The sequence below is a fragment of the Christiangramia flava JLT2011 genome, from assembly GCF_001951155.1.
Classification (GTDB): Bacteria; Bacteroidota; Bacteroidia; order Flavobacteriales; family Flavobacteriaceae; genus Christiangramia; species Christiangramia flava.
The window spans coordinates 1159359-1182974 of sequence record NZ_CP016359.1 but is presented as its reverse complement, the minus strand read 5'-3'; the positions used below and the strand labels follow the sequence as shown (position 1 = coordinate 1182974).

The following is a 23616-nucleotide window of genomic DNA, read 5'->3' as shown; positions in this document are numbered from 1 at the left end:
CTTCCTACTTGATCAAAATTCCTTTGTAACGGTTCAGTGTTTTAAGGGTAATTCCGGTTCCGCGAACAACGGCTCTAAGCGGATCTTCAGCAATATAAACCGGAAGATCGGTCTTTTGAGAAAGCCGTTTATCGAGACCTCTTAACATCGAACCACCACCGGCTAAATAGATACCAGTATTGTAAATATCGGCAGCCAGTTCTGGTGGTGTTTGCGAAAGCGTTTCCATCACCGCATCTTCGATACGAAGAATAGATTTATCCAGCGCTTTGGCAATTTCACGGTACGAAATATTCACCTGTTTTGGTTTACCGGTAAGAAGGTCACGTCCCTGAACGCTCATTTCCTCTGGCGGAACTTCAAGATCTTCAGTTGCCGCACCGATCTGTATTTTTATTTTTTCCGCAGTACGTTCTCCAACATACAGGTTGTGCTGCGTACGCATATAGTAAACGATGTCATTAGTAAATACATCACCGGCAATTTTGATAGACTTATCACAAACAATTCCACCAAGTGCGATCACCGCAATTTCAGTAGTACCACCACCTATATCCACGATCATGTTCCCCTTCGGTTGCATGATATCCACACCGATTCCAATCGCTGCGGCCATTGGCTCATGGATCAGGTAAACCTCTTTACCATTCACTCTTTCGGCACTTTCTTTTACCGCACGCATCTCCACTTCCGTAATCCCAGATGGGATACAAATAACCATTCTTAAGGCAGGAGTGAAAAGTTTTTTCTTAAGTGCCGGAATTTCTTTGATAAACATGGTGAGCATTTTCTCACTGGCATCAAAATCGGCAATTACACCATCCTTAAGCGGCCTGATGGTTTTGATATTCTCATGGGTTTTACCCTGCATCATTGCGGCTTCTTTACCTACCGCGGTAATTTTTCCTGAAGTACGGTCCCTGGCTACAATCGAGGGACTATCAACTACAACTTTATCGTTGTGAATAATCAAAGTGTTGGCCGTACCTAAGTCTATCGCAATTTCTTCAATGAGAAAGTCAAAAAAACCCATAGTGTATTATAAGTGTTGAGGTTTGGTAAATGTACTAAAATTAATGTTTAAAATGGCGCGTTCCCGTCATCACCATGGCGATATTATTTTCATTGCAATAATCGATACTCAAATCGTCTTTTATCGAGCCACCTGGTTGAATTACAGCAGTGATCCCAACATTTCCGGCGATCTCCACGCAATCTGGGAATGGGAAAAACGCATCGCTCGCCATTACGGCGCCATGCAGGTCAAAATTGAACGAATGTGCTTTTTCAATGCTCTGCTTTAAAGCATCAACTCGGGAAGTTTGTCCCGTTCCGCTGGCGCAAAGTTGTTTGTTCTTGGCTAAAACGATGGTATTCGATTTGGTATGTTTGCAGATCTTTGAAGCAAATATCATGTCAGATAACTCCTCATCTGTCGGTTTATTTTTCGTGGCCTGGTGTAAATCTTCTGCCGCATCGGTTTTCAGATCTTTATCCTGAACCAAAACGCCATTAAGACAGGTTCTTACCTGGGATTTTGGCAATTCAATGTCTTTCAGGATTAACATGATCCTGTTTTTCTTGCCCTTCAGAATTTCTAATGCTTCATCAGAATAAGATGGAGCAATCACCACCTCACAGAAAAGTTTGTGGATTTCTTCAGCAGTTTCGGCATCAATTTCCACATTGCTGATCAATATTCCGCCAAAAGCTGAAACAGGGTCGCCTGCAAGCGCATCTACATAAGCCTGTTTAATGGTGTCACGTTGTGCAAGCCCGCAGGCATTATTATGTTTTAAAATGGCAAAAGTTGGAGCTTCGCCTTTAAATTCATTCATCAAATTCACGGCAGCATCAACGTCCAGTAAATTGTTATAAGAAAGTTCTTTTCCGTGGAGTTTGTCGAACATCGCATCAAAATCACCGTAGAAAGTTCCCTGCTGGTGCGGATTTTCGCCGTAGCGCAATTCCTTTCCGGAAAGTTCACTTTGTTTGAACGAATTCACCTCACCTTCAGCGTTGAAATAATTGAAAATAGCCGAATCATAATGAGACGAAATATTGAAGGCTTTCGTAGCAAAACGTTTACGCTGGGAAAGACTCGTTTTTCCGTTGTTTTCAGAAATAACTTCCAAAAATTCCGCATAATCGTCTACCGAAGAAACGCACAGTACATCCTTGAAGTTTTTGGCAGCAGCACGGATCAGAGAAATCCCACCAATATCGATCTTTTCGATGATATCTTGTTCCGAAGCTCCTGAAGCAACCGTTTTTTCAAATGGATACAGGTCTACAATCACAACATCAATCTGCGGAATTTCATATTCTGCCAGTTCGGCAACATCAGAATCGTTATCCTGGCGATTCAGGATCCCACCGAAAACTTTCGGGTGAAGGGTTTTTACCCGACCTCCTAAGATGGAAGGGTAAGAAGTGATATCTTCAACCGGGACCACATCGATACCCTGATCTTTGATAAATTTTTCAGTTCCGCCGGTAGAATAAATGGTAAAACCGAGTTCATCCAGTTTCCTAACGATAGGTTCCAGCCCGTCTTTACTAAAAACAGAAATTAAAGCAGATTTTGCTTGTTTTAATTCGCTCATTGTGTTGTGTTTGTTAAAGCTGCAAAAGTAACCAATTCAGCTAAAAAAGCAGAAGGAGCAAAGGCTGAATTCTAAATAAATTTTGTAACGAATTTCAGGAACAAACGTCCTATCTTTAAATTGTACAAAACCAGCTGTTTTCCATGCTTATTTATCTGCGGGTACTTCGGGAGAGTTTTATCTTCGCCATCAATGCGCTAAAGAACAATAAACTCCGAACATTTTTATCGCTTCTTGGGGTGACGATCGGGATCTTTTCGATCATTGCGGTGCTGGCCGCGGTAGATTCCCTGAAGAAGGAAATCGAAGGCAGTATCAGCGCACTGGATAACAGTACGGTGATCCTCATGCGTTTCAGTTTTGGCCCTACTGATGTGCCCCGTTGGAAAAGAGAACAATTTCCAGACATGTCTTACGAAGAATACCAGCATCTCAAGCGGACTTTACCCGATGCGGAAGCGGTTAGTTTTGGATTGGGCGTTCCCAGTGCCAGCATCAAATACCAGGAAGTGACCACTGCCGGGGTTGATATTGGTGCAGTAACCAGCGAATATTATGATATCGAAGCGATGGAACTTTCCAACGGGCGATTTTTCAACGAGTCAGAATCAGTTAGTGGTGCGCCGGTGATCATTCTTGGAAGCGAGATCAAAGACAATCTTTTTGGAGATTCCAATCCCATTGGGAAGGAGTTGCGGCTTTACGGCCAGCGGGTTACGGTAATTGGGGTTTTGGAAAAGCAGGGGCAGTCGCTTATGGGTTCTTCCCGCGATGGCCAGGCTTTTGTGCCTGCGAATTTTGCCAGGCGTATCTTCGGAACCAAAAAAGGAACGGTTTATCCCCAAATTGTGCTGAAGCCAAAGCCGGATGTGGATTACGATGAATTTATCGCTACAATTGAACAGCAAATGCGGAATGTACGAGGGATCAAGCCCGGAGACGATAACAATTTCTTCGTGAACCAGATCAAAGGATTTACTGATTTTATCGACAATATTACCGGGCAGCTGAATGTGATTGGACTGGTAATTAGTGGGTTTTCCCTGCTGGTTGGTGGCTTCGGAATTGCCAATATCATGTTTGTAAGCGTGAAGGAACGCACCAACCTGATTGGGATCCAGAAATCCCTGGGCGCCAAAAACAAGTTCATTTTGTCTCAATTCTTATTCGAAGCGGTGATCCTGGCTGTGATTGGCGGTCTCGTGGGACTGTTTTTGGTCTGGATCGTTTCCCTGGTGGCTTCCCAGTTTACCGGTGATTTCGAATTTGTGTTGTCGCCTTTTAACATTTTTATCGGAACTCTGGTTTCTGCAATTATTGGCCTGATTTCAGGAATTATTCCGGCGATTTCCGCGTCCAAGCTAGATCCTGTCGAGGCTATCCGAACAGGAATGTAGCAGTAGCCACTTATTCAACTGTTAATAAAGAAATCTTAAGGAATTTTAAAAATGGCTAAAGTTCGTTAAATATCTCATTTTCAGTTCTTCCCTAAGTTATCTTAGCAATCCGAAAAAGCTATAACGATGGGAAATGAAATTGAAAAAAACTACGCCATGTCTATCTTACAACTAGTAGCATTTTTGCTATTAATTGTAGTGACCATATTTCTACAGGCATAACGATTTTGAATTAGCCGAAAACAAAAAGCCCTCGTCGCTAGACAAGGGCTTTTTGTTATTTAAAACGGTATCTGGTAAAGTATTTTCAGCTTAAATTATTTCAGCAACTTTTTCATTCACCCATTCCAAGAAGCTTTCATCTTCCTGCGAGAAAGGATCGGCCGTATGACTGTCTATATCTATCTGCCCGATGTTTTCACCATTTTTGAAAAGCGGAACTACGATCTCTGCTTTTACATGAATGCTGCACGCGATGTAATTATCCTGGGCTTTGACATCTGGAACTACGAAATTTTTATTGGAAACAGCTACCTGCCCGCAAATTCCTCGCCCAAATGGGATGATCTCATGATCTGTAGGTTCGCCCGCAAAAGAGCGCAGTTTCAATTCTTCTTTATCTCCATTTCTGAAATAAAATCCAACCCAGTCGTAATACGGGATAGTTTCCTGTAACAACGTGCAAACCGCGGTCAACCTGTTATCCACACCTTCCTCAGGATTGCGGAGGATGGTTTCTATTTCTGGTCGTAATTTATCAAAAGGCATATTAACAATTTTTGGTGCAAAAGTATTCAATTTTTGATTCCGAAGCGGAAGGGATTTGGCTAAATTTGTGAAAAACACAATTTTAGGATTGCTCAGACTCTTCAGGAAATATAGACTCGTCATTCGTTTCATTTTTATATTCCTGGGCAGTTATTTCCTGCTCTCCAGTCTGTACAGCGGCTACCTTCATTTTTTTGAGAAAGATCCGCCGGTGCCAGATCCTGTTACCCGACTGGTAGCCCGGCAAAGTGGCGAATTGATGGCCGCCCTCGGCTATGAGGTGCAGGTGGTCATGCATTCCAGCGGACTCTCCATGAAATTAATGGTGGAAGATGTTTTCCTGGCCGGTATCGTGGAAGGTTGTAATTCCATTAGCGTGATCATCCTGTTCCTGTCGTTCATTCTTTCTTTCTACGGAAAAGCTTCAACTACTTTTTTATATATCCTGGCTGGTTCGGCAATTATTTATAGTATGAACATCCTGCGAATCGTCCTACTTTCCGTAGGTTTATTTGAATACCCGCAATATTCCGGATTCCTACATTCGGTATTTTTTCCTTTGGCCATCTACGGCACGGTGTTTATCTTATGGATTATTTGGGTCAGAATCTATTCGAAATGGAAAAAGAGCGCGTAAGCAAAAACGTCCGGATCATCCTGATCATTTGCCTGGTATTGATGCTGGCGGGCGTTCGGCTTTTTGAAGAACACCTCTTTTACGATCCGTTTATCCGTTTTTTTAGGTCAGATTACCTTCTGGGCGATCTTCCAGCGTATCAAATGCCAAAATTACTGCTGAATCTTACTTTTCGCTTTGTTTTGAATACATTGATTTCTCTGGGAATTATCTACCTGGCTTTCCGCGACCGGCAAATCATGAAATTCTCCGGTTTGCTCTACGGAATATTATTTCTGGTAGGCATCAGTATTTTTATTTTTTTGCTGCTGAATCTTGAAAAAGAACATTTCCTAGCGCTTTTCTACGTGAGAAGGTTCCTAATTCATCCCATTTTCATTCTTTTATTACTACCGGCTTTTTACTATTACCGGCTCAGCATTTCCAGGAATTCCGAAAGTATTTCCTGAAAATTTGAAATTCAGAAAGCTTCTAATTCAGTAATTTTGATGCCATTAAGTTTTTCAAAACTCCGTTTTCTGAAAAATTACTTATTTTTGTTTTCGTGAAGAAAGTTCTGCAAAATAGCATTTCCGTGATAATGGCACTTTTAGTGCTGTTTTCAACATTTTCTTTTACAGTAGATAAGCACTACTGTGGTAGCTATTTGGTAGATTCTGCGGTTTTTTCAAAAGCTGTTTCCTGCGGAATGGATATGGGTTCCTCCATGGACGATAAAATGAGCGAAGATCACTGCTGCTCGAACAAGAAAGTGAGCGTAGATGGGCAGGATGAATTGAAATTGAGCTTTGACCAGCTTCAGTTGCACCAGCAAATGATCTTCACGGCTTTCACCTATGTTTATTTCGACCTTTTCGAGCCAAAACCGGAACAGGTCATTCCCTTTAAAGATTATTCCCCGCCTTTGCTGGTGAGCGATATACATATCGTGGACCAGGTTTTTCTCATTTGATTTAGATAATTCTGCTTTCCGCTAAGGGAAAGTTATGCCTTGTTTCCAAATTTTTTCGGAAACGATCAATCCCGTATGGATTATTCTAAATTATCTGAAAATGTTCAATCAAATTATAAAATACTTTTTGTATAACCGGCTGGTTTCCATTCTGCTGGTCATCTTTTTGGTGGGCTGGGGATTGGTAACGGCACCTTTCAGCTGGGATACTGGTTTCCTTCCGAAAGACTCTGTTCCGGTTGATGCCATTCCCGATATTGGCGAAAACCAGCAGATCGTTTTTACCGAATGGCCGGGCCGTTCCCCTGAAGATGTTGAGGACCAGATCACCTATCCTTTAACGAGTACTTTATTAGGTATTCCGGGCGTGAAATCAGTTCGAAGTTCTTCTATGTTCGGTTTTTCCAGTATCTACATCATTTTTGAAGAAGACATTGAGTTCTACTGGTCACGTTCCCGCGTGCTTGAAAAATTGAATTCTTTGCAATCTGGTTTACTACCTGAAGGAGTACAGCCATCTTTGGGGCCAGATGCTACCGCCTTAGGTCAGGTTTATTGGTACACGTTAGAAGGTCGAGATCCTGATGGCAATGTGACCGGAGGCTGGGATTTGCATGAATTGCGCAAGATCCAGGATTATTACGTGAAACCAGGTTTGAGCGCTACGAAGGGAGTTTCGGAAGTTGCCTCAATTGGTGGTTATGTCCAGGAATACCAGATCGATGTGAATCCCGATGCTTTAAAAGCGTATAATATCGGGATCGATAAGGTGATGATGGCCGTGAAAAATTCGAATCGCGATGCAGGGGCCAAAACGCTAGAGGTTAATAAAGTCGAATACCTTGTTCGCGGTCTGGGTTATATAGAATCGATCAGTGATATCGAAAATACGGTGGTTACTGAAAAAGCCAACACACCGATTCTTATAAAGGACATCGCTAAAGTTCATCTAGGTCCTGCACAACGCCGCGGATTACTGGATAAAGGTGGTGCTGAGGTCGCTGGTGGAGTAGTGGTAGCTCGCTATGGTTCAAATCCGCTGCAAGTCATTGAAAATACCAAGGAGAAAATCGCTGAAATTTCCAGCGGACTTCCTAGCAAAACTTTGGAAGATGGAACCAGGTCCCAGCTGACGATCGTTCCGTTCTATGATCGTACGCAACTCATCAATGAAACCATCGGTACGCTGGAAAGTGCCCTGTCACATGAGATTTTGATCAGCATAATTGTAATTATCGTTCTGGTTCTGAATCTTCGGGCTTCCGTATTAATTTCCAGTTTGCTGCCAATCGCGGTGCTAATGACCTTCATTGCAATGCGTTATTTTGGTGTGGACGCAAATGTCGTGGCACTTTCAGGGATAGCGATCGCTATTGGTGTGATGGTGGATGTAGGAATTGTTTTCGTGGAAAATACCATTCGCTGGCTGGAGATGAAAGAAAATAAAAATGCTCGTGGTGCAAAACTGGCAAATATTATTTACCGGGCAACCATCGAAGTCGCTCCGGCGGTTACTACGGCTTTACTTACGACCATTGTGAGCTTTATCCCGGTCTTCTTTATGGAACATGCAGAAGGGAAATTGTTCAGACCGCTGGCTTTTACTAAGACCTTCGCCATTGGTGCGGCATTTTTGATCGGCGTTTTTATCCTGCCAATGTTTTCTTATTTCTTCTTCAATTTTAAAACCGATAAGAAACAAACGCGTCGAGCCTGGAACTACATTCTGATCGTTTCCGGAATTGTCCTGGCAATCATTTTCGGCTTCTGGCTTCCTCTGGCGCTGACGATTATAGGAATTCTGAAAGTGCTGGAAGAGCATAACCCGAATATCTTCGGAAGGTATTCAGATAAAATTGTGCTTGGAGTGACGCTGGCAGTAACGCTGTTCTTTCTGGCGGAAGAATGGATGCCGCTAGGTTTTCAGAAACCGGTCATCTACAACTATATTTTCGTTATTCTTTTACTGGCTATTACGCTGGTATTATTGCTCGGTGTGGTTCGTTATTATGAACGGATTCTGAGCTGGTGTCTTGAAAATAAAGGTAAATTCCTGGCAGTGCCGATCGTTACCATCCTCTTCGGAATTATGATCTGGTTTGGTTTTCCAAAGATCTTCGGCTTTGTCGCTAACGGATTTAATATAGTAAATATTGATATTCGAAAAACTTCAGTCTGGCAGGGAATGGCAACTACGTTTCCGGGAGTCGGGAAAGAATTCATGCCATCTTTGAACGAAGGTAGCTTTTTGCTGATGCCAACGGTTATGCCGCATGCGGGAATTGAATATTCTCATGAAACAGTTCGAAAACTGGATCTTGCAACCTCCAATATCCCGGAAGTGGATGTAGCAGTAGGAAAGCTGGGCCGCGTGGAAAGTGCACTTGATCCGGCTCCGGTTTCAATGTTCGAAAATATTATCAACTACAAGCCGGAATATATCTTATCGACTTCAGGCAAACCGATGCGTTTTAAGGTAGACGATGACGAAAATTTTATTCTGAAATCTGGCGATACTTTGTCCAACCTGGATGCGATCAGCGCAAAAACTACTCGGGAGCAATTGATCGCAGATGAGGATGGAGAATACTATAGAAACTGGCGTCCCGAAATTCAAAGTCCGGATGATATCTGGGACGAGATCGTAAAGTATACTGATCTGCCCGGCGTGACTTCTGCTCCAAAATTGCAGCCAATAGAAACGCGTTTGGTCATGCTGCAAACTGGAATGCGAGCACCGATGGGAATTAAGGTTTTCGGGCCAGACCTTCAAACCATTCAGGATTTCGGAATCAAACTGGAAAATCTACTGAAACAGGTACCTTCAGTAAAAACCGAAGCTGTTTTTGCAGATCGCGTGGTTGGGAAGCCTTACCTGGAATTGGATATTGACAGGAATGCGATTTCACGATTCGGTTTGAGTATCGAAGATGTGCAGAAAACCATTGAAACTGCTGTGGGTGGTATGGAGATCACCTCAACGGTAGAAGGTCGTGAGCGTTTTCCTGTTAGAGTACGATATCCTCGTGAATTGCGTGATAATCCGGAGTCGATTAAGCAAATTTTAGTTCCAACATCTTCCGGAGCCCAGATTCCGCTTGGTGATCTGGCTGAGGTGAAATACACCCGAGGCCCGCAAATGATCAAGAGTGAGAATACATTTAAAGTCGGGTATGTGCTATTCGATAAAAGAGAAAATTTTGCTGAGGTAAATGTGGTAAATGACGCCAGGGATTTTATTCAGCAGAAGATCGATAATGGCGAATTACAGGTGCCGGCAGGCATCAGCTATAAATTTTCAGGAAATTATGAAAACCAGGTTCGCGCAGTAAAAAGGCTGGCGATCCTGATCCCTATCTGTTTAATCATCATCTTCCTGTTGCTGTATTTTCAGTTTAAAACGGTAATCGCTTCAACCATTCACTTTTCAGGAGTCTTTGTGGCGTTCGCTGGCGGATTTATCATGATCTGGCTTTATGGCCAGGGCTGGTTTATGGATTTCGCCTTATTCGGAACCAACATGCGGGACCTGTTCCAGATGCATGAAATCAACCTGAGTGTAGCCGTTTGGGTAGGTTTTATTGCCCTCTTCGGAATTGCAACCGATGATGGCGTGCTGATGGGAACTTATATTCACCAGGTTTTTGAACGAAGAAAGCCAGATACGGTGGCTACTGTTCGGGATGCGGTGATGGAAGCCGGTAAAAAACGAGTGAGACCCGCCATGATGACCACCGCGGTAACGATAATTGCCTTATTCCCGGTTTTAACTTCAACAGGAAAAGGTTCAGATATTATGGTGCCAATGGCAATCCCGATCGTAGGCGGAATGATCATCCAGATCATGACCATTTTCGTGGTGCCGGTTTTACAGGCTTACTGGCGGGAAACAGTGGTTAAAAATCAAAATTCTGAAGTATGAAAACGATGAAATTATATATACTGCTGGCATTTGTCTTCTTCGGAATAACTTCTGAAGCACAAAGCGTGGAGCATTTCCTGCAGATCGCTGCGGAAAATAACCCGGAGATCCAGTCGGCTTACAGCGAATTTGAAGCAGCTTTGCAAAAATCGCCACAGGTTTCCAGTTTGCCAGATCCAACTTTGACGGTCAGCGCCTTCGGAAGAATGATGGAAACCAGGCTTGGGGCGCAGGAAGCACGATTTTCCCTAATGCAGATGTTTCCGTGGTTTGGAACCCTTTCAGCAAGAGCCAATTCTGCCGACCTGATGGCGGAAGCAAAATTTCATGAATACCTGAATACGCGGGAAAAGGTATTTATGCAGGTAAAGAACGCTTATGCCGTTACTACAAAGCTTCCGGAACCATCGCTGCTAAAAATGATAACCTGGAAATCCTCGATTCGTATCGCGATTTAGCCTTGAACCGTTTTGAAGCCGGGAACGCACCGATGGTCAATGTGGTAAAGGTCGATATTCAGAAGGATGAAGCGGAAACTGAGATAGAAATTCTAAAAGAAGAACTGGAAACTCGAAAAGATCAGTTGCGATTTCTGATCAATGATTTAGGAGATGTAGAAATAGCCGTTCAGGATACGTTAGTTGTAAAATTTGACAGTTTCGATGAACAGGATTTTACAGAACATCCAAGACTGGCAATGCTTCAGAAGAAAACCGAAGCATATCAAAATGATGAACTGATCGCAGAGAAAAACGGACTGCCAAATCTTGGCGTCGGTGTAGATTACAGTATCATTTCCAAAAGAACCGACGCGAATCCCGAAAATAATGGTCAGGACGCGATCATGCCAATGGTTTCGATCAGCCTGCCGATTTTCCGAAAAAAGTATAGAGCGCAAAAGGAAGAAGCCCGATTAATGGCGCAGGCTTCTGAACAACAGAAAGAGGCTGTTGCCAACGAATTGAGAAGCGAAATTTCGATGGCGAAGTATCAATTGAAAAAGTCGGAAAGACTGCTGGAATTGTATTCCAGCCAGATCAAAAAGTCGAATCAGGCAAATAAATTACTGATCTCAGGATTCAGCAATGCGAATTCAGATTTTCAGGAAGTGTTGCAAATGAACAGTGACATATTACTATATAAAATCCAACAGGTTTCGGCATTAGCGCAGGCTTACAAAGCAGCGGCAAAGCTTGAATATCTACAATACCAGAATAGCGATGAGAACGAATAATAAGAATATTCTCGTAATGGCCGGGCTTCTCGTGCTGGGAATCTTACTCGGCTGGATATTTTTCGGTGGCAATGATGCTGCGGAAAATGAGCATAATCATGCCGATAATGAGGAAAAAGGACAGGTCTGGACCTGTTCGATGCATCCGCAGATTCGCCAGAGTGAACCGGGGCAATGCCCTATTTGCGGGATGGACCTGATACCGGCTTCTTCCGGAGGTGATGAACTGGATGCGAGCGTTTATCAAATGAGCGAAAATGCGATGAAACTCGCCAATATAACGACGATGGAAGTGGGAAATGGTGAAGTTTCCAAAAACATTCGGTTAAACGGAAAGATCGAGGTCAATGAGAAGAACAGTTATACACAGTCGACTCACATTCCGGGTAGGATCGAGCAGATGCGAGTGAATTTTACGGGTGAAAAAGTGAATCGAGGGCAAACATTAGCCATTGTGTATTCTCCTGCGATCGTTACCGCACAGGAAGAATTACTGCAGGCCGCAAGAATAAAGGAAAGTCAGCCGGAGTTATTTGAAGCCGCCAAGCGAAAATTGAGGAACTGGAAGATCAGCGAGGCGCAGATCAATAATATGCTGAATAGAAATGAACCGATAGACCGTTTCCCGATTTCAGCAGATGTTTCAGGTGTGGTCACCGAATTAATGGCAGAGCAGGGCGATTACCTGGAGCGCGGAATGCCGATCTACCAGATCGCGAACCTGGATAAGGTCTGGGTGCTTTTTGATCTCTATGAAAGCGACCTGAACTGGGTAAAGGAAGGTAGCCAAGTGGCATACACTGTCCAGTCGATTCCGGGAGAAACTTTTGAAGGAACGATCAGTTTTATAGATCCGATTTTGAATGACAATACCCGGGTGGCAACGGCGAGAATAGAAGTAGATAACTCTAACGGACAATTTAAACCAGGAATGTTTGTAAGCGCACAGATCGAAACGGACATGAGCCAGAATGGTGAGCAGCAAATGGTGATTCCAAGATCGTCAGTTTTATGGACAGGTGAACGATCGGTGGTTTATGTGAAAAAATCTTTAGAAAGCGGGGTAGGCTTTGAACTGCGCGAAGTAAACCTGGGAACTGCAACCGGTGATTCGTATGTGGTGAAAAGCGGATTGCAGCCTGGAGAAGAAATCGTGGTGAACGGAACTTTTACAGTTGATTCGGCCGTGCAGCTGGCAGGAAAACCGAGCATGATGAATCCAGATATGAACATGCAGGCTGGAAAGGAAATCGCGGAAAAAGATAAGAAAGTACTGATGCCTTTATTTATGAATTATCTTCAGTTGAAAGATCAGCTCGTGGCAGATGATTTTGATTCGGCTAAGAATACGATTTCCAAAATTCAGCAAAATTCCGAAGCAATTTCCGAAGAAGGTCTAACCGAAGAAACTGCGGAAAACTGGGAAAATTTCAAACCAGGACTTCAGAATTCAGTTCAGAAAATGAAGGAAGCCAAAGATATTTCCGCATTACGGGAAAACTTTGACGAACTCTCTTCGGTAATGATCGGTATTGCGAAAATCGCCAATCCAATGCCGGGAATGTACGTATTGCGTTGCCCGATGGCAAACAGCAATCGGGGTGCCGACTGGCTGAGTATGAACAGTGAAATCAAAAACCCTTATTATGGGCAGTCGATGCTGACCTGTGGGGAGATCAAAGCAGAAATAAAATAAGATGATCGTAAAAAGAAAAACCTCGCTGCGAATTCGGAAAATTCACAGGTATCTGGGAATTTTTATCGGGCTGCAATTCATTATGTGGACGGTGAGCGGCCTGTATTTCAGCTGGACCGATATTGATGAGATCCACGGCGATCAATTTAAAAAGCTGCCACCTGAGACTATCGCGTTCAGTAACCTGAAAGGAATTGGCGACCTGTTGCCCGGTGAGGCAGTGACGAGCGTAGACCTGAAAGACATCAGCGGTGAGCCCTATTATTTCATCAATTCTGAAAAACTGGTTCATGCCGAAAATGGTAAAATTCTGAATGAAATTTCCGAAGAACAGGCATTGGATATTGCAGCGAGGCATGTACGCGACGAGTTGCAGGTTTCAGGAATTCGGAAGATCGACAGTCTGGGCGCTCATCACGAGTATCGCGGCGGAAGCCTGCCAGCTTACGAAATTTCTTATGATACCGGTGAGAATCTCAAAGCCTACGTGGGCGCCAGGGATGCCAGTTTCAAAAGTGTGCGTTTTCGAGACTGGCGATGGTTTGATTTTCTATGGATGATGCATACGATGGATTACCAGACGAGAGATGACTTTAATAATTGGCTGCTGAGAATCTTCAGTGTAAGCGGACTCGTTGCCGTTCTGAGCGGATTCGTTCTCTGGTATGTTTCTTCACCCAGTGTAAGAAAGGTGTTGAAATAGCAAAAAATAATTGTGTAACTTATTGAATAACTTTGTTTTAAATCAAATAATATGAAAAGAGTAATTAGAAATATTACGGTAGCAGGAATGCTAATTTTAGGACTGAGTTTTACTTCTTGTAAAAACTCTGCTGAAAAAGATGCTGATCAGATGACCGAACAGTCGTCGGGAGAGCAGGATAGTCATCCAGAAGGAGGGATGGGAAAAATGGATCACGCTGGTGATTCTGAAAGTATTTCCGAAGATAACCAGGTGAAAACTACCGGGATGGCAGCATTTGGAGATAAAAAAGTGGCTGATTTGTATGATACATACCTGGAGATCAAGGATGCCCTTGTAGCAACCGATTCGAAGGCTGCTGCACAGGCTGCTTCTCATATGGTATCAATCGGAAATGGGAATGTAACCTCTATCGCAAAGCAGATTGCTGAAAGTGATGATATCAATGTGCAGCGTGAAGCATTTTCGCAGTTAACTTCCCGTATTGAACCTCAGTTAAAAGGGACTTTGGCTTCCGGGCAGATCTATAAGCAGTATTGCCCAATGGCTTTTGAAGGAAAAGGTGATTACTGGCTATCAGATTCAGAACAGATCAGAAACCCTTATTTTGGGAATCAGATGCTTACCTGCGGGAGAACAGAAGAAATTATCAAAAAATAAAAAAATGCCCGGCAGGAATGTCGGGCTTTAAATACTTTGGAGGAAAACAGGATCTATATCAAAAATATGGTGTGCCAGCGGTGCATCATGACAGTTTCGGAAATTCTCAAGAGCAAAGAGATCGCGTTCCGGGAAATTGGGCTGGGTTTTGCCGAGCTTGAAAAACTTCCTGCAGATGGGAAATTGCTGGAACTTGGAACTCAGCTAAGCGAAGTGGGCTTTGAACTTATCGAGAAACGAAACGACCGGCTCATTAGCCAGATCAAATCACTGATCATCGCTGAGGTATATGCGGAAGATTATTCCGGAGCAAAGCTTTCAGAAATACTGACTTCCAGGCTGGCGTATGATTACAGCCACATCACGCATATTTTCACGCAGGCCGAAGGGCAGAGTATCCAAACATTTTATAATTCAGTGAAGATCGAGAGGATCAAGGAACTGCTCGCCTATGATGAGTTCAGTATTGCCCAGATCGCTGATCGCCTAGGTTTCTCCACACCGGCTTACCTGTCTACCTTCTTTAAAAAATCAACGGGTTATACACCATCCCAGTTTCGGGATTTGCCGGAGAAAGATCGAAAATCCTTAGATTCGATTTAAGTGTGAAGTTTTTTATAAAATGAAGGTTCCAGGGTTAAAAAGCTTTAAAACCATAATTTTTTTGCAAAATATTAAAAGCCTCTTAGGTAGATACTGGCTAATTTGAACTTATAACCAATAAAATCAACGTTATGAGAAATGAGAAGCTGATATCAGCCTTGGGGAATTGCATCAACCACTGTAATTATTGTGCCGATGCCTGCCTGGATGAAGAGAACGTTAAAATGATGAAAGACTGCATCCGTACAGACCGGGTTTGTGCAGAAGTTTGTTCCAGTTTAAACCAGATACTGGCTACCGGATATCAAAACGTGCAGGGACTAATTGATTATTGTATTGAAGTTTGTACAGCCTGTGCAGATGAATGTAGCAAACATGAACACGATCATTGCCAGGCCTGTGCAAAAGCCTGTCGTGAGTGTGTAGAGGCCTGTAAGGCTTATTAAACAGTATATTTCAAAGATTACTGCCTGGAAAATCTGGTGAGGGTTAAAGAGAATTGATAATCCGGGTTTTTCAGGCAGTTCTTATTTCAGAAGTTTCCACCCAAAATTTAGAACTTAGAAGTAGCACATTCAGCTTAATTTTACCATAAATAAATTAGTCCATGAAACATACATATAAAATTACCGGGATGACCTGCAACGGCTGCCGGTCTCATGTGGAGCATACGCTGAATAATGTGGAGGGAGTGGAGCAGGCTTTTGTAAACCTGGAAAAAGCTGAAGCTGTAATCGAGATGAAACAGCATCTAAAGGTCGAAATCTTTGAAAAGGCGCTTCAGGAAGAAGGTGGCAATTATCATATTATGATGCCTGGTGAGGAAAGGACTCATCAGGAACATGCGCATCCAAACAAAGAAAAGAGAAAATCAGGGAAAGGAACAGGCACCTGGTATTGCCCAATGCATTGCGAGGGTGAAAAGACCTATGATCAACCCGGAGACTGCCCGGTTTGTGGGATGGACCTGGTCGAAGAGGTGAGCTATCGTTCACAGGGAAGTCACTACACCTGCCCCATGCACCCGGAAATTATTCGGGATCAACCTGGAGATTGCCCAATTTGCGGGATGGATCTGGTGCCCATAGAACCTGCACCTTCTGCTGAAGACCAATCCTATAAAAAACTGCTGAAAAAATTCTGGATCGCGGTGGCGTTTACTTTGCCAGTTTTTTTAATAGCCATGTCTGAAATGCTGAATCAGAATCCGCTGTATGATCTTGCTGATCTGCAGGTCTGGAACTGGGTGCAGTTCGGTTTGTCCCTACCGGTAGTATTTTACGCCTGCTGGATGTTCTTCCAGAGAGCCTGGCGATCAGTGAAAACCTGGAATTTGAACATGTTTACGCTTATCGGAATTGGTTCAGGGATCGCCTGGATTTTCAGTGTATTTGGCTTGCTTTTCCCAGACTTTTTCCCGGCACAATTTAAAACAGAAGCGGGGACCGTACACGTATATTTTGAAGCTGCCACAGTGATTTTAACACTGGTAATGCTGGGGCAGGTACTGGAGGCGAGAGCTCACAGCCGAACCAATTCAGCGATCAAAGAATTGCTGAAACTGGCTCCTAATACTGCCGTTCGCGTTAAAAATGGCCAAGAGGAAACAGTGGCTATAGATGCGATTGAAAAAGGTGATGAGTTAAGAGTGAAACCTGGTGGAAAAATTCCGGTAGACGGAAAAATCAAAACCGGTAAGAGCAGTATTGATGAATCCATGATTACCGGGGAACCGGTTCCTGTTGAAAAAACCGAAGGAGACAAGGTGAGTTCCGGAACCATTAACGGTAATCAAAGCTTTACGATGATTGCCGAGAAAGTTGGCGATGAAACCCTGCTCGCACAGATCATCAAAATGGTTAATGAAGCCAGCCGTTCCCAGGCGCCTATTCAAAAGCTGGCTGATAGGATTTCAGCTTATTTTGTACCAATTGTGGTCCTGGTATCGGTAATCACGTTTATTGTTTGGGCGGCAATTGGTCCGGAACCGGCCTACGTTTACGCTTTGGTAAATGCCATCGCGGTTTTGATAATCGCCTGTCCCTGCGCTCTGGGTCTGGCCACGCCAATGTCGGTCATGGTTGGCGTAGGGAAAGGCGCCCAGAACGGCGTACTGATCAAGAATGCGCGAGCTTTGGAACAAATGAATAAGATCGATACGCTGATCATTGATAAAACCGGGACGATTACTGAAGGAAAACCTTCAGTTGAAAAAGTGGTAAGCCTTCAGGAGAACTTTTCCGAAGAAGAACTGGCGGGGATCATTGCAGCGGTCAATTCGCAAAGCGAGCATCCGCTTGCCAGGGCAACTGTTGAGTATGCTGAAAATAAAGCGATTCAACGTTTCGATGCTACTGAATTCGAAGCGGTAACCGGAAAAGGGGTGATTGCTGAGGTAAATGGAAAAAAGATCGCTATAGGGAACGATGTCCTATTTAAGGAAAGAAAAATTTCACTTCCCGAGGTGGCTGTTCAGAAAGTGACTGCCGAGCAGGAAAAGGGCAAGACGGTTTCTTATGTGAGCGTGGAAGGGAAACTTGCCGGCTTCGTGGTCATTTCCGATAAAATAAAGGAGAGCAGTAAAGGCACCCTTCAAAAATTACAAAGTGAAGGCGTGAAAGTGGTGATGCTTACCGGCGATAATCAGAAAACCGCGGCGGCCGTCGCTTCGGAATTAGGCCTGGACGATTTCAAGGCTGAAATGGTTCCGCAGGACAAACAGGAAGTGGTGAAAAAGCTACAGGCTGACGGATTGAAGGTTGCCATGGCCGGTGACGGAATCAATGATGCTCCAGCCTTGGCTCAGGCCGATATTGGGATCGCGATGGGTACTGGAACCGATGTGGCTATCGAAAGCGCAGAAATAACCCTGGTGAAAGGAGACCTTCAAGGTGTGCTGAAAGCGATCAGGCTGAGTGAAAAAGTGATGAAAAACATCAAAGAAAACCTGTTTTTCGCACTGGTCTATAACACTATCGGAGTACCGATTGCTGCGGGGGTCCTTTACCCTGTTTTCGGAATCCTTTTATCGCCCATGATCGCAGCACTCGCCATGAGTTTCAGCTCTGTTTCAGTGATCGCGAATGCACTGCGATTAAGAAGCGCAAAATTAAACTAGCAAAAATTTTATAATGATGCAGGAAGATTTTTTAAGCAAATGGGGAGAAGCGGCGAATACTTCAGCCGGGTTTTTCTGGATGGCACTCTGGGCATTTGCCCTTGGATACGTGATTAGTAGTTGTATCCAGGTATTTGTCACCGAAAAACGAATGCAGCAAACCATGGGAAAAAACGAATCGAAGGGAGTTTTGTTAGGCACTTTTTTCGGTTTCATCAGTAGTTCCTGCAGTTTTGCCGCTCTGGCTTCCACCAAAAGTTTGTTTAAAAAAGGAGCAAGTTTTGTCTCTTCTATCGCATTTCTCCTGGCATCCACCAACCTGGTGATCGAATTAGGAATCATTATCTCGATCTTTCTTGGCTGGCAGTTCGTGGTTGGCGAATACCTGGGCGGAATCATCCTGATTCTTATCAGCTGGTTATTGATACGACTGATCAATCCTAAGAAACTGATCAAAAAAGCAAAGGAGCGCCTGGACAGCTCCGATGATGATGAAGACGAGACCAGCAAGTCCTGGAAAGAAAAAATGAAGTCGGAAACCGGGTGGGCGAAGGTTTCGCAGCAGTATGGGATGGAGTGGAAGATGGTTTGGAAAGATGTCACCGTTGGATTTACCATTGCCGGGATCGTTGCGGCTTTCGTTCCAGATTCTTTTTTCCAGACGCTTTTCATCAATAGTGGTCAGGGTGGAAATACTGATTTTGGATTTTTTACCATCCTGGAACATATTATCGTAGGTCCGGTAGCAGCTTTTTTGACCTTTATAGGCTCCATGGGAAATATTCCGCTGGCTGCGTTGTTATTCGGAAAAGGGGTGAGTTTTGCCGGAGTGATGGCTTTTATTTTTAGTGACCTGGTAGTGTTCCCCATTCTTCGGATCAATGCAAAATACTATGGATGGAAAATGAGCTTTTTTATCCTGTTCCTGTTATTCACCTCGCTGGTGGGAGCGTCACTGGCCCTGCATTATGGTTTCGATCTACTGAATATGTTGCCAGATCCTTCTTCCGTAAAAATTCAGGATACGGAATATTTTAAAATTGATTATACGTTCTGGCTGAATATGGTTTTCCTTTTAATTTCCGGTTACCTGATCTACCTCGGATTCTTCAAAAGAAAAGATGTGATGTTTATGAAAGAAATGGCTCCGAAAAGCAAAGTTTTGGAAAACACGCTAAAATATCTTGCATTCGCTTGTTACCTGTGGTTAGCCGGCGGACTCATCGTGAAATATTTTGTGTCATAAAATAAAAAAGGAGGATCTAAAAAGATCCTCCTCGCCAACACAAACAAGTATAAAATTAAACTAGTTGTAACCTTCAATGCGTTGCCTGCCTCTGCTGCGTTTTTCCTGTAATTGCAGGAATTTCGTGTACTGCTCGGCAGTTAATATTTCTTTAATCTGTGCGTTATACTTTTCGGTGAGTTTCTGGCGGTCTGCTAACCGGGCGTCTTTTTCTTCTGCCAGTTCCTCCTGCTGTCCTTTCAGTTTCTCCTGTCTTTCCGCACGCAATGTTTTTTCTTCATCTATCCTTTTCAGGTAGATTTTTTGAAGTGCCTGCTCCTGGTCTGCACGGAGTTCCAGCTGCATCGCAGTTCTTTTTGCCGCAAGGGTCGCCATTTCTTCTGTTGAAAGATTGCTATCTCTCGAGGGGCGTTCTTGGGAAAAAATTACCGCTGTGCTGAACAACAGGTATAATAATAGAAATTTTTTCATAATAAATAAAGGATTTTTTAATACAATTATTTGATTGTCAAAAAAATACTGGATTTAAAAAAAGGGGCATTGTTTTGCCCCTTCGTAAATTATTGGTTTTTGTTCTTATTTCCAACTTGAATTATCATCATCAGAATCTTCAGATTCCATCTTCTGATCCTTCATTTTATGCATCTTCATCTTGTCGCCTTTGTGCTTTCCTTTCATCATTTTCATTTCTTCCTGATGCATGTTTTCCCACTTGGCATATTGTTCTTCATTGAGAATGGACTGCATATCATCTTTAAAATCTTCCTGGATTTTCATTCTTTTTTCCTTCATGTCGGCAGTTTGATCGGCCATATCCTCTGCGTCTGCCATTTGATCTTTACGCTTGGCCATCAATTCTTTCTGGTCTTTCAGGCGTTTCATTTGTGCTTCCTTGATTTTTTCTTTTTGCTCGGAGGTTAAACTCAACTTCGAACTTACTTTTTCAGCATACATCATGGCCATTTCATCGCTGCTTTTCTTTTCCCATCCCTTCTTTTCCTGGGCGAAAGCTACCATAGTCATGAAAACCATGACCAGTAATAAACTATATTTTTTCATCGTAAATGTTTTTATGGTTTCTCCTAATTTACTACCAGTAACAGCCTGAATACGAAAGTTTAACACAAAAAAAACTATCGCTGTTAAAACGATAGTTTTTTGATCTTCAGTATTTAAGAAAACTTTAGTTTACAGGATTCAGAATAAGATCGATTCTTTTCAGGGCATCCTGCAGGTGGTAACGGGTTAGCCTGTCACCGGAGCTGTAAAGTGAATTTCTGATCTGTCTTTCCAAAGTGTTAAGTTCTCCACGAACCACCGGGCGAATATCACTTTGAGAAACGTCCACGTCACTTCTGGAGACCCATCGGCGATATCTGGAAGGAATTTCATCCTGTTCCTCCTTCATCAAATACGCCATTCTTTCGATATAAGCTCTTTGAAGGTTACGACGGTAACGGTCCACCTTCTGGCCAGAATAGATTTCACTCCAGATACCTTTTCGAAGATCGGTCATCATGTCTAAAAGAGAGTAAGCTTTGTTGCCATTGATCTCTTCATTTTCCATCAAGCGAGACATTCTTCCGAAGTCCAGGATGTTGTTCAGTGCGCGTTGCTGCATCCCGCGAACCCGTTCGATATTTCCGTCGAATTCAATTTTATTGAAAATATCCTGATTGATCAGCCATTCCGGAGTTTCAAAAAGGTTTTCCTGAAGAAACTTCATGGCACGTTGCTGTGTTTCTTTATCTACATGTGTATATACGGCGCCTTCCTGGTCGTAGGTTTTATAGATTTCGTAAACACCGCCTACGTTGGCCGCCACATGGCCCATATAGCGGTTGTATTGGGAAAGCACCTGTCCGTAAAGGTCGTCAAGGTCTTCGTAATCCTTACCATCTTCCGCTGTCCATTCGATGAGGTTTGGAACGATGCGCTTCAGGTTCTTAATTCCGTATTCACTGGCCAGCATGGCATCGTCGCCAAGATCTTCTGTCTGTGAGCTTGGGTCAATAACTCCGCCACTTTGCTGTCTTCCGAAGCGATACATCGGGTCACCGGCGTGTTCCAGGATCCAATCGTCCAAAATAGGCTTTTCTTCAGTTGCATTTTTCCCCGGAATTGGGCGGTATCCCCATTCGATCGCATATTTATCATACGGGCCAATATTTGGCATCATTGCCACATCTCCATCTTCCGGTTGCGCCACGTAATTAAAGCGCGCATAGTCCATGATGGAAGGCGCTGTTCCATATTTTTGAGTAAACTCGGGATCTCTAAGATCTTCTACTTTGTAGGCCACACTGCTTCCCATGTTATGCGGAAGCCCAAGCGTATGCCCAACTTCATGCGAGGAAACGAAACGAATCAGGCGTCCCATGATCTCGTCTTTAAATTTCACATTCTGAGCTTCCGGATTAATGGCAGCTGTCTGCACAAAATACCAGTTTCTCAGAAGGGTCATGACGTTGTGATACCAGTTAATATCAGATTCCAAAATCTCCCCGGAACGCGGGTCGCTCACGTGAGGTCCATTAGCGTTGGGAATTGGAGAAGCCAGGTAACGAACAACTGAATACCGAACATCCTCCGGGCTCCAGTCTGGGTCTTCTTCCGGCGTGGGAGCATCTTTAGCCAAAATGGCATTTTTGAAACCGGCTGCTTCAAAAGCTTTCTGCCAGTCTTCGATACCTTCTTTGATATATGGTCTCCACTTTTCAGGGGTTGCACGATCGATATAGTACACGATTGGTTCTTTGGGCTCCACCAGTTCACCGGCCTTGAATTTCTCCATATCTTCCGGTTTCACTTCCAGTCTCCAGCGATCCAGGTACTGAATGGTTTTGCTTTTTTGCTCATCCAGGCCATAATCTGTCTGGCCGGTTGTGAACCAACCTACGCGTTGATCGTAATAGCGACGTTGCATTGGCACTTTTGGCAATAAGATCATGGAATTACTGAATTCCATGGAAATGGACCCGGTACTTTCATTCGAAGGCGGCTCACCCGCATTATAAGTTTTCACGTGCCTGATCTCGATGTTCTCCGGGTAACTCCTGATGGTATCTATATAAGAACGGGAATCGTCCAGCCTGGAAACTTTATAGCGTTTACGCGTGTTGTCCTGCAAACCAAGCGCCTGTACATCCTTGGTATAAAGATCGGTCACATCTATTACCGCGGCAGTGCCGGTAGAATCTTTCTTTTCCGTTTTGATATCGAAGCTCTGGATGATCGGTTCGAAATTGGAATTGACCACCGCTTCGTGGATGGGAAGAGAATCGGCTGCGTAGATCTCGTGAGAAACCACGCGAAGCAGTACTTTATCTCCTTTTCGTTGCCAGCGATGCACCTGCGTGTTTTCCTTTCCGCCACCAAAACCAATTCCTGTCGCCGTTTTGGCAATCCTGGTTACGGTAAGCATTTCACGATTGAAAAGGCTGTCTGGGATTTCGTAGTAATATTTGTCTTTTACTTTGTGAACGGTAAAAAGTCCGGCGTCGCTTTTAGCATCCTTAGTAATAACCTTATTATAAGGTTTCATGCCGTCTTTATCGTCTTTCTTAGTTTCCTCACCCGCTGCCTGTGCAACAGGCTCTTTCATGGAATCGGGATTGAAAACGGCGCAGCCCGAAGCAGATAGGGAAAGCGCCAGCAGCAGTAGCCGAAGGCTCTGTTTTCTAATCATAAGTTGGTTTTTTTCAGTTAATAAGCTTATTCAGCTTCTTAGACGCTGAATTTTTGAAAAGGTTTAAGAAAAAGTTAAAATAAATATAAATGCGTTTGATTGCCAATTGTTTACTCGGTTTTTGATAATTTCAGGTTAGATTAAAATTCAAAAAATAGCATTATGGATGAAGTAGTCAAAATGGTAGCTGAAAAAGCTGGAATCACTGAAGGTCAGGCTAAAATTGCCGTACAGGTGGTCGCCGGAATTCTAAAAGATCGTATGCCAGATGCAATGGCAGGGCAGGTTGATGCCTATTTGAAGGGTGAAGGAAATGCGAAAAACATCAGCGATATGGCCGGGAAGCTCGGCGGGATGTTCGGAAAGAAATAAAAAAAAGCCCGTTT

The 23616-nt window shown here is 43.6% G+C and carries 21 protein-coding genes; 15 read left to right on the top strand and 6 right to left on the bottom strand.

Features of this window, described 5'->3' with window-relative positions:
• Positions 1-4 precede the first annotated feature (4 nt).
• Together GRFL_RS04975 and purH are read right to left on the bottom strand one after the other, a co-directional pair.
• On the bottom strand, positions 5-1033 hold the full coding sequence (locus tag GRFL_RS04975) for a rod shape-determining protein (protein WP_083643564.1): 1029 nt from the start codon (positions 1031-1033) through the stop codon (positions 5-7).
• 40 nt (positions 1034-1073) lie between these two features.
• On the bottom strand, positions 1074-2606 hold the full coding sequence (gene purH, locus GRFL_RS04970) for a bifunctional phosphoribosylaminoimidazolecarboxamide formyltransferase/IMP cyclohydrolase (protein WP_083643563.1): 1533 nt from the start codon (positions 2604-2606) through the stop codon (positions 1074-1076).
• Between the two features lie 143 nt (positions 2607-2749).
• Here purH and GRFL_RS04965 point away from each other — a divergent pair, with 143 nt between their 5' ends.
• Positions 2750-4003: an ABC transporter permease gene (locus GRFL_RS04965; protein WP_083643562.1), complete on the top strand. Its 1254-nt coding sequence runs from the start codon at positions 2750-2752 to the stop codon at positions 4001-4003.
• 312 nt (positions 4004-4315) lie between these two features.
• Here the strand turns inward: GRFL_RS04965 and GRFL_RS04960 are convergent, their stop codons facing one another.
• Complete coding sequence (locus GRFL_RS04960) at positions 4316-4771, bottom strand: GAF domain-containing protein (protein WP_083645965.1); 456 nt, start codon at positions 4769-4771, stop codon at positions 4316-4318.
• Between the two features lie 88 nt (positions 4772-4859).
• Between GRFL_RS04960 and xrtF the strand changes: the two genes are divergently transcribed.
• The 13 genes from xrtF to GRFL_RS04895 all read left to right on the top strand — a co-directional run bounded on the left by xrtF (position 4860) and on the right by GRFL_RS04895 (position 19542).
• Positions 4860-5408 carry an exosortase family protein XrtF gene (gene xrtF / locus GRFL_RS04955; protein ID WP_083645964.1) on the top strand — a complete coding sequence of 183 codons (549 nt, stop codon included), beginning with the start codon at positions 4860-4862 and terminating at the stop codon, positions 5406-5408.
• The gene (locus GRFL_RS04950) at positions 5390-5857 is read left to right on the top strand and encodes an exosortase F system-associated membrane protein (protein WP_083643561.1); all 468 of its coding nucleotides are present in this window, start codon (positions 5390-5392) and stop codon (positions 5855-5857) included. The genes xrtF and GRFL_RS04950 overlap by 19 nt, the downstream gene beginning before the upstream one ends.
• Positions 5858-5952: 95 nt before the next feature.
• Positions 5953-6360, top strand: a complete 408-nt coding sequence (locus GRFL_RS04945) for an HYC_CC_PP family protein (protein ID WP_083643560.1) — start codon at positions 5953-5955, stop codon at positions 6358-6360.
• Positions 6361-6460: 100 nt separating this feature from the next.
• A complete protein-coding gene (locus tag GRFL_RS04940) occupies positions 6461-10282 on the top strand; it encodes an efflux RND transporter permease subunit (RefSeq protein WP_083645963.1) in 3822 nt (1273 codons plus the stop codon).
• Complete coding sequence (locus GRFL_RS04935; RefSeq protein ID WP_083643559.1) at positions 10279-10740, top strand: TolC family protein; 462 nt, start codon at positions 10279-10281, stop codon at positions 10738-10740. Before GRFL_RS04940 ends, GRFL_RS04935 begins: the two co-directional genes overlap by 4 nt.
• A gap of 2 nt (positions 10741-10742) precedes the next feature.
• Entirely contained in the window at positions 10743-11516 is a 774-nt protein-coding gene (locus GRFL_RS04930) for a TolC family protein (protein ID WP_083643558.1), read from the top strand.
• Positions 11503-13212, top strand: a complete 1710-nt coding sequence (locus GRFL_RS04925; protein WP_083643557.1) for an efflux RND transporter periplasmic adaptor subunit — start codon at positions 11503-11505, stop codon at positions 13210-13212. The genes GRFL_RS04930 and GRFL_RS04925 overlap by 14 nt, the downstream gene beginning before the upstream one ends.
• Before the next feature lie 4 nt (positions 13213-13216).
• The gene (locus GRFL_RS04920) at positions 13217-13915 is read left to right on the top strand and encodes a PepSY domain-containing protein (RefSeq protein ID WP_083645962.1); all 699 of its coding nucleotides are present in this window, start codon (positions 13217-13219) and stop codon (positions 13913-13915) included.
• A 51-nt stretch (positions 13916-13966) separates the two neighbouring features.
• On the top strand, positions 13967-14575 hold the full coding sequence (locus GRFL_RS04915) for a DUF3347 domain-containing protein (protein WP_083643556.1): 609 nt from the start codon (positions 13967-13969) through the stop codon (positions 14573-14575).
• 87 nt (positions 14576-14662) lie between these two features.
• Entirely contained in the window at positions 14663-15178 is a 516-nt protein-coding gene (locus tag GRFL_RS04910) for a helix-turn-helix transcriptional regulator (RefSeq protein WP_236995884.1), read from the top strand.
• 131 nt (positions 15179-15309) lie between these two features.
• Positions 15310-15624, top strand: coding sequence for a four-helix bundle copper-binding protein (locus GRFL_RS04905; RefSeq protein ID WP_083643555.1), 315 nt, complete (start codon positions 15310-15312; stop codon positions 15622-15624).
• A gap of 161 nt (positions 15625-15785) precedes the next feature.
• Positions 15786-18296: a heavy metal translocating P-type ATPase gene (locus GRFL_RS04900; RefSeq protein WP_083643554.1), complete on the top strand. Its 2511-nt coding sequence runs from the start codon at positions 15786-15788 to the stop codon at positions 18294-18296.
• 13 nt (positions 18297-18309) lie between these two features.
• On the top strand, positions 18310-19542 hold the full coding sequence (locus GRFL_RS04895; protein WP_236995883.1) for a permease: 1233 nt from the start codon (positions 18310-18312) through the stop codon (positions 19540-19542).
• A 60-nt stretch (positions 19543-19602) separates the two neighbouring features.
• Here the strand turns inward: GRFL_RS04895 and GRFL_RS04890 are convergent, their stop codons facing one another.
• From GRFL_RS04890 to GRFL_RS04880, 3 genes are all read right to left on the bottom strand, one after another.
• Entirely contained in the window at positions 19603-20013 is a 411-nt protein-coding gene (locus tag GRFL_RS04890) for a hypothetical protein (RefSeq protein WP_083643553.1), read from the bottom strand.
• A gap of 105 nt (positions 20014-20118) precedes the next feature.
• The gene (locus tag GRFL_RS04885; RefSeq protein WP_083643552.1) at positions 20119-20601 is read right to left on the bottom strand and encodes a hypothetical protein; all 483 of its coding nucleotides are present in this window, start codon (positions 20599-20601) and stop codon (positions 20119-20121) included.
• A 124-nt stretch (positions 20602-20725) separates the two neighbouring features.
• The gene (locus tag GRFL_RS04880) at positions 20726-23230 is read right to left on the bottom strand and encodes a zinc-dependent metalloprotease (RefSeq protein ID WP_083643551.1); all 2505 of its coding nucleotides are present in this window, start codon (positions 23228-23230) and stop codon (positions 20726-20728) included.
• Between the two features lie 162 nt (positions 23231-23392).
• On the opposite strand from GRFL_RS04880, the gene GRFL_RS04875 reads away from it, so the two are divergent.
• Positions 23393-23602: a DUF2267 domain-containing protein gene (locus GRFL_RS04875; RefSeq protein ID WP_083643550.1), complete on the top strand. Its 210-nt coding sequence runs from the start codon at positions 23393-23395 to the stop codon at positions 23600-23602.
• Positions 23603-23616: the final 14 nt, after the last annotated feature.

Excerpts from the sequence above, each read along its gene's own strand:
- GRFL_RS04925 (WP_083643557.1), top strand. The coding sequence starts at position 11,503 with ATGAGAACGAATAATAAGAATATTCTCGTAATGGCCGGGCTTCTCGTG.
- GRFL_RS04885 (WP_083643552.1), bottom strand. The coding sequence starts at position 20,601 with ATGAAAAAATATAGTTTATTACTGGTCATGGTTTTCATGACTATGGTA.
- GRFL_RS04940 (WP_083645963.1), top strand. The coding sequence starts at position 6,461 with ATGTTCAATCAAATTATAAAATACTTTTTGTATAACCGGCTGGTTTCC.
- GRFL_RS04875 (WP_083643550.1), top strand. The coding sequence starts at position 23,393 with ATGGATGAAGTAGTCAAAATGGTAGCTGAAAAAGCTGGAATCACTGAA.
- GRFL_RS04950 (WP_083643561.1), top strand. The coding sequence starts at position 5,390 with ATGGAAAAAGAGCGCGTAAGCAAAAACGTCCGGATCATCCTGATCATT.
- GRFL_RS04880 (WP_083643551.1), bottom strand. The coding sequence starts at position 23,230 with ATGATTAGAAAACAGAGCCTTCGGCTACTGCTGCTGGCGCTTTCCCTA.
- GRFL_RS04910 (WP_236995884.1), top strand. The coding sequence starts at position 14,663 with ATGACAGTTTCGGAAATTCTCAAGAGCAAAGAGATCGCGTTCCGGGAA.
- GRFL_RS04975 (WP_083643564.1), bottom strand. The coding sequence starts at position 1,033 with ATGGGTTTTTTTGACTTTCTCATTGAAGAAATTGCGATAGACTTAGGT.
- GRFL_RS04915 (WP_083643556.1), top strand. The coding sequence starts at position 13,967 with ATGAAAAGAGTAATTAGAAATATTACGGTAGCAGGAATGCTAATTTTA.
- GRFL_RS04895 (WP_236995883.1), top strand. The coding sequence starts at position 18,310 with ATGATGCAGGAAGATTTTTTAAGCAAATGGGGAGAAGCGGCGAATACT.
- GRFL_RS04960 (WP_083645965.1), bottom strand. The coding sequence starts at position 4,771 with ATGCCTTTTGATAAATTACGACCAGAAATAGAAACCATCCTCCGCAAT.
- purH (WP_083643563.1), bottom strand. The coding sequence starts at position 2,606 with ATGAGCGAATTAAAACAAGCAAAATCTGCTTTAATTTCTGTTTTTAGT.
- GRFL_RS04905 (WP_083643555.1), top strand. The coding sequence starts at position 15,310 with ATGAGAAATGAGAAGCTGATATCAGCCTTGGGGAATTGCATCAACCAC.
- GRFL_RS04890 (WP_083643553.1), bottom strand. The coding sequence starts at position 20,013 with ATGAAAAAATTTCTATTATTATACCTGTTGTTCAGCACAGCGGTAATT.
- GRFL_RS04935 (WP_083643559.1), top strand. The coding sequence starts at position 10,279 with ATGAAAACGATGAAATTATATATACTGCTGGCATTTGTCTTCTTCGGA.
- GRFL_RS04965 (WP_083643562.1), top strand. The coding sequence starts at position 2,750 with ATGCTTATTTATCTGCGGGTACTTCGGGAGAGTTTTATCTTCGCCATC.
- GRFL_RS04900 (WP_083643554.1), top strand. The coding sequence starts at position 15,786 with ATGAAACATACATATAAAATTACCGGGATGACCTGCAACGGCTGCCGG.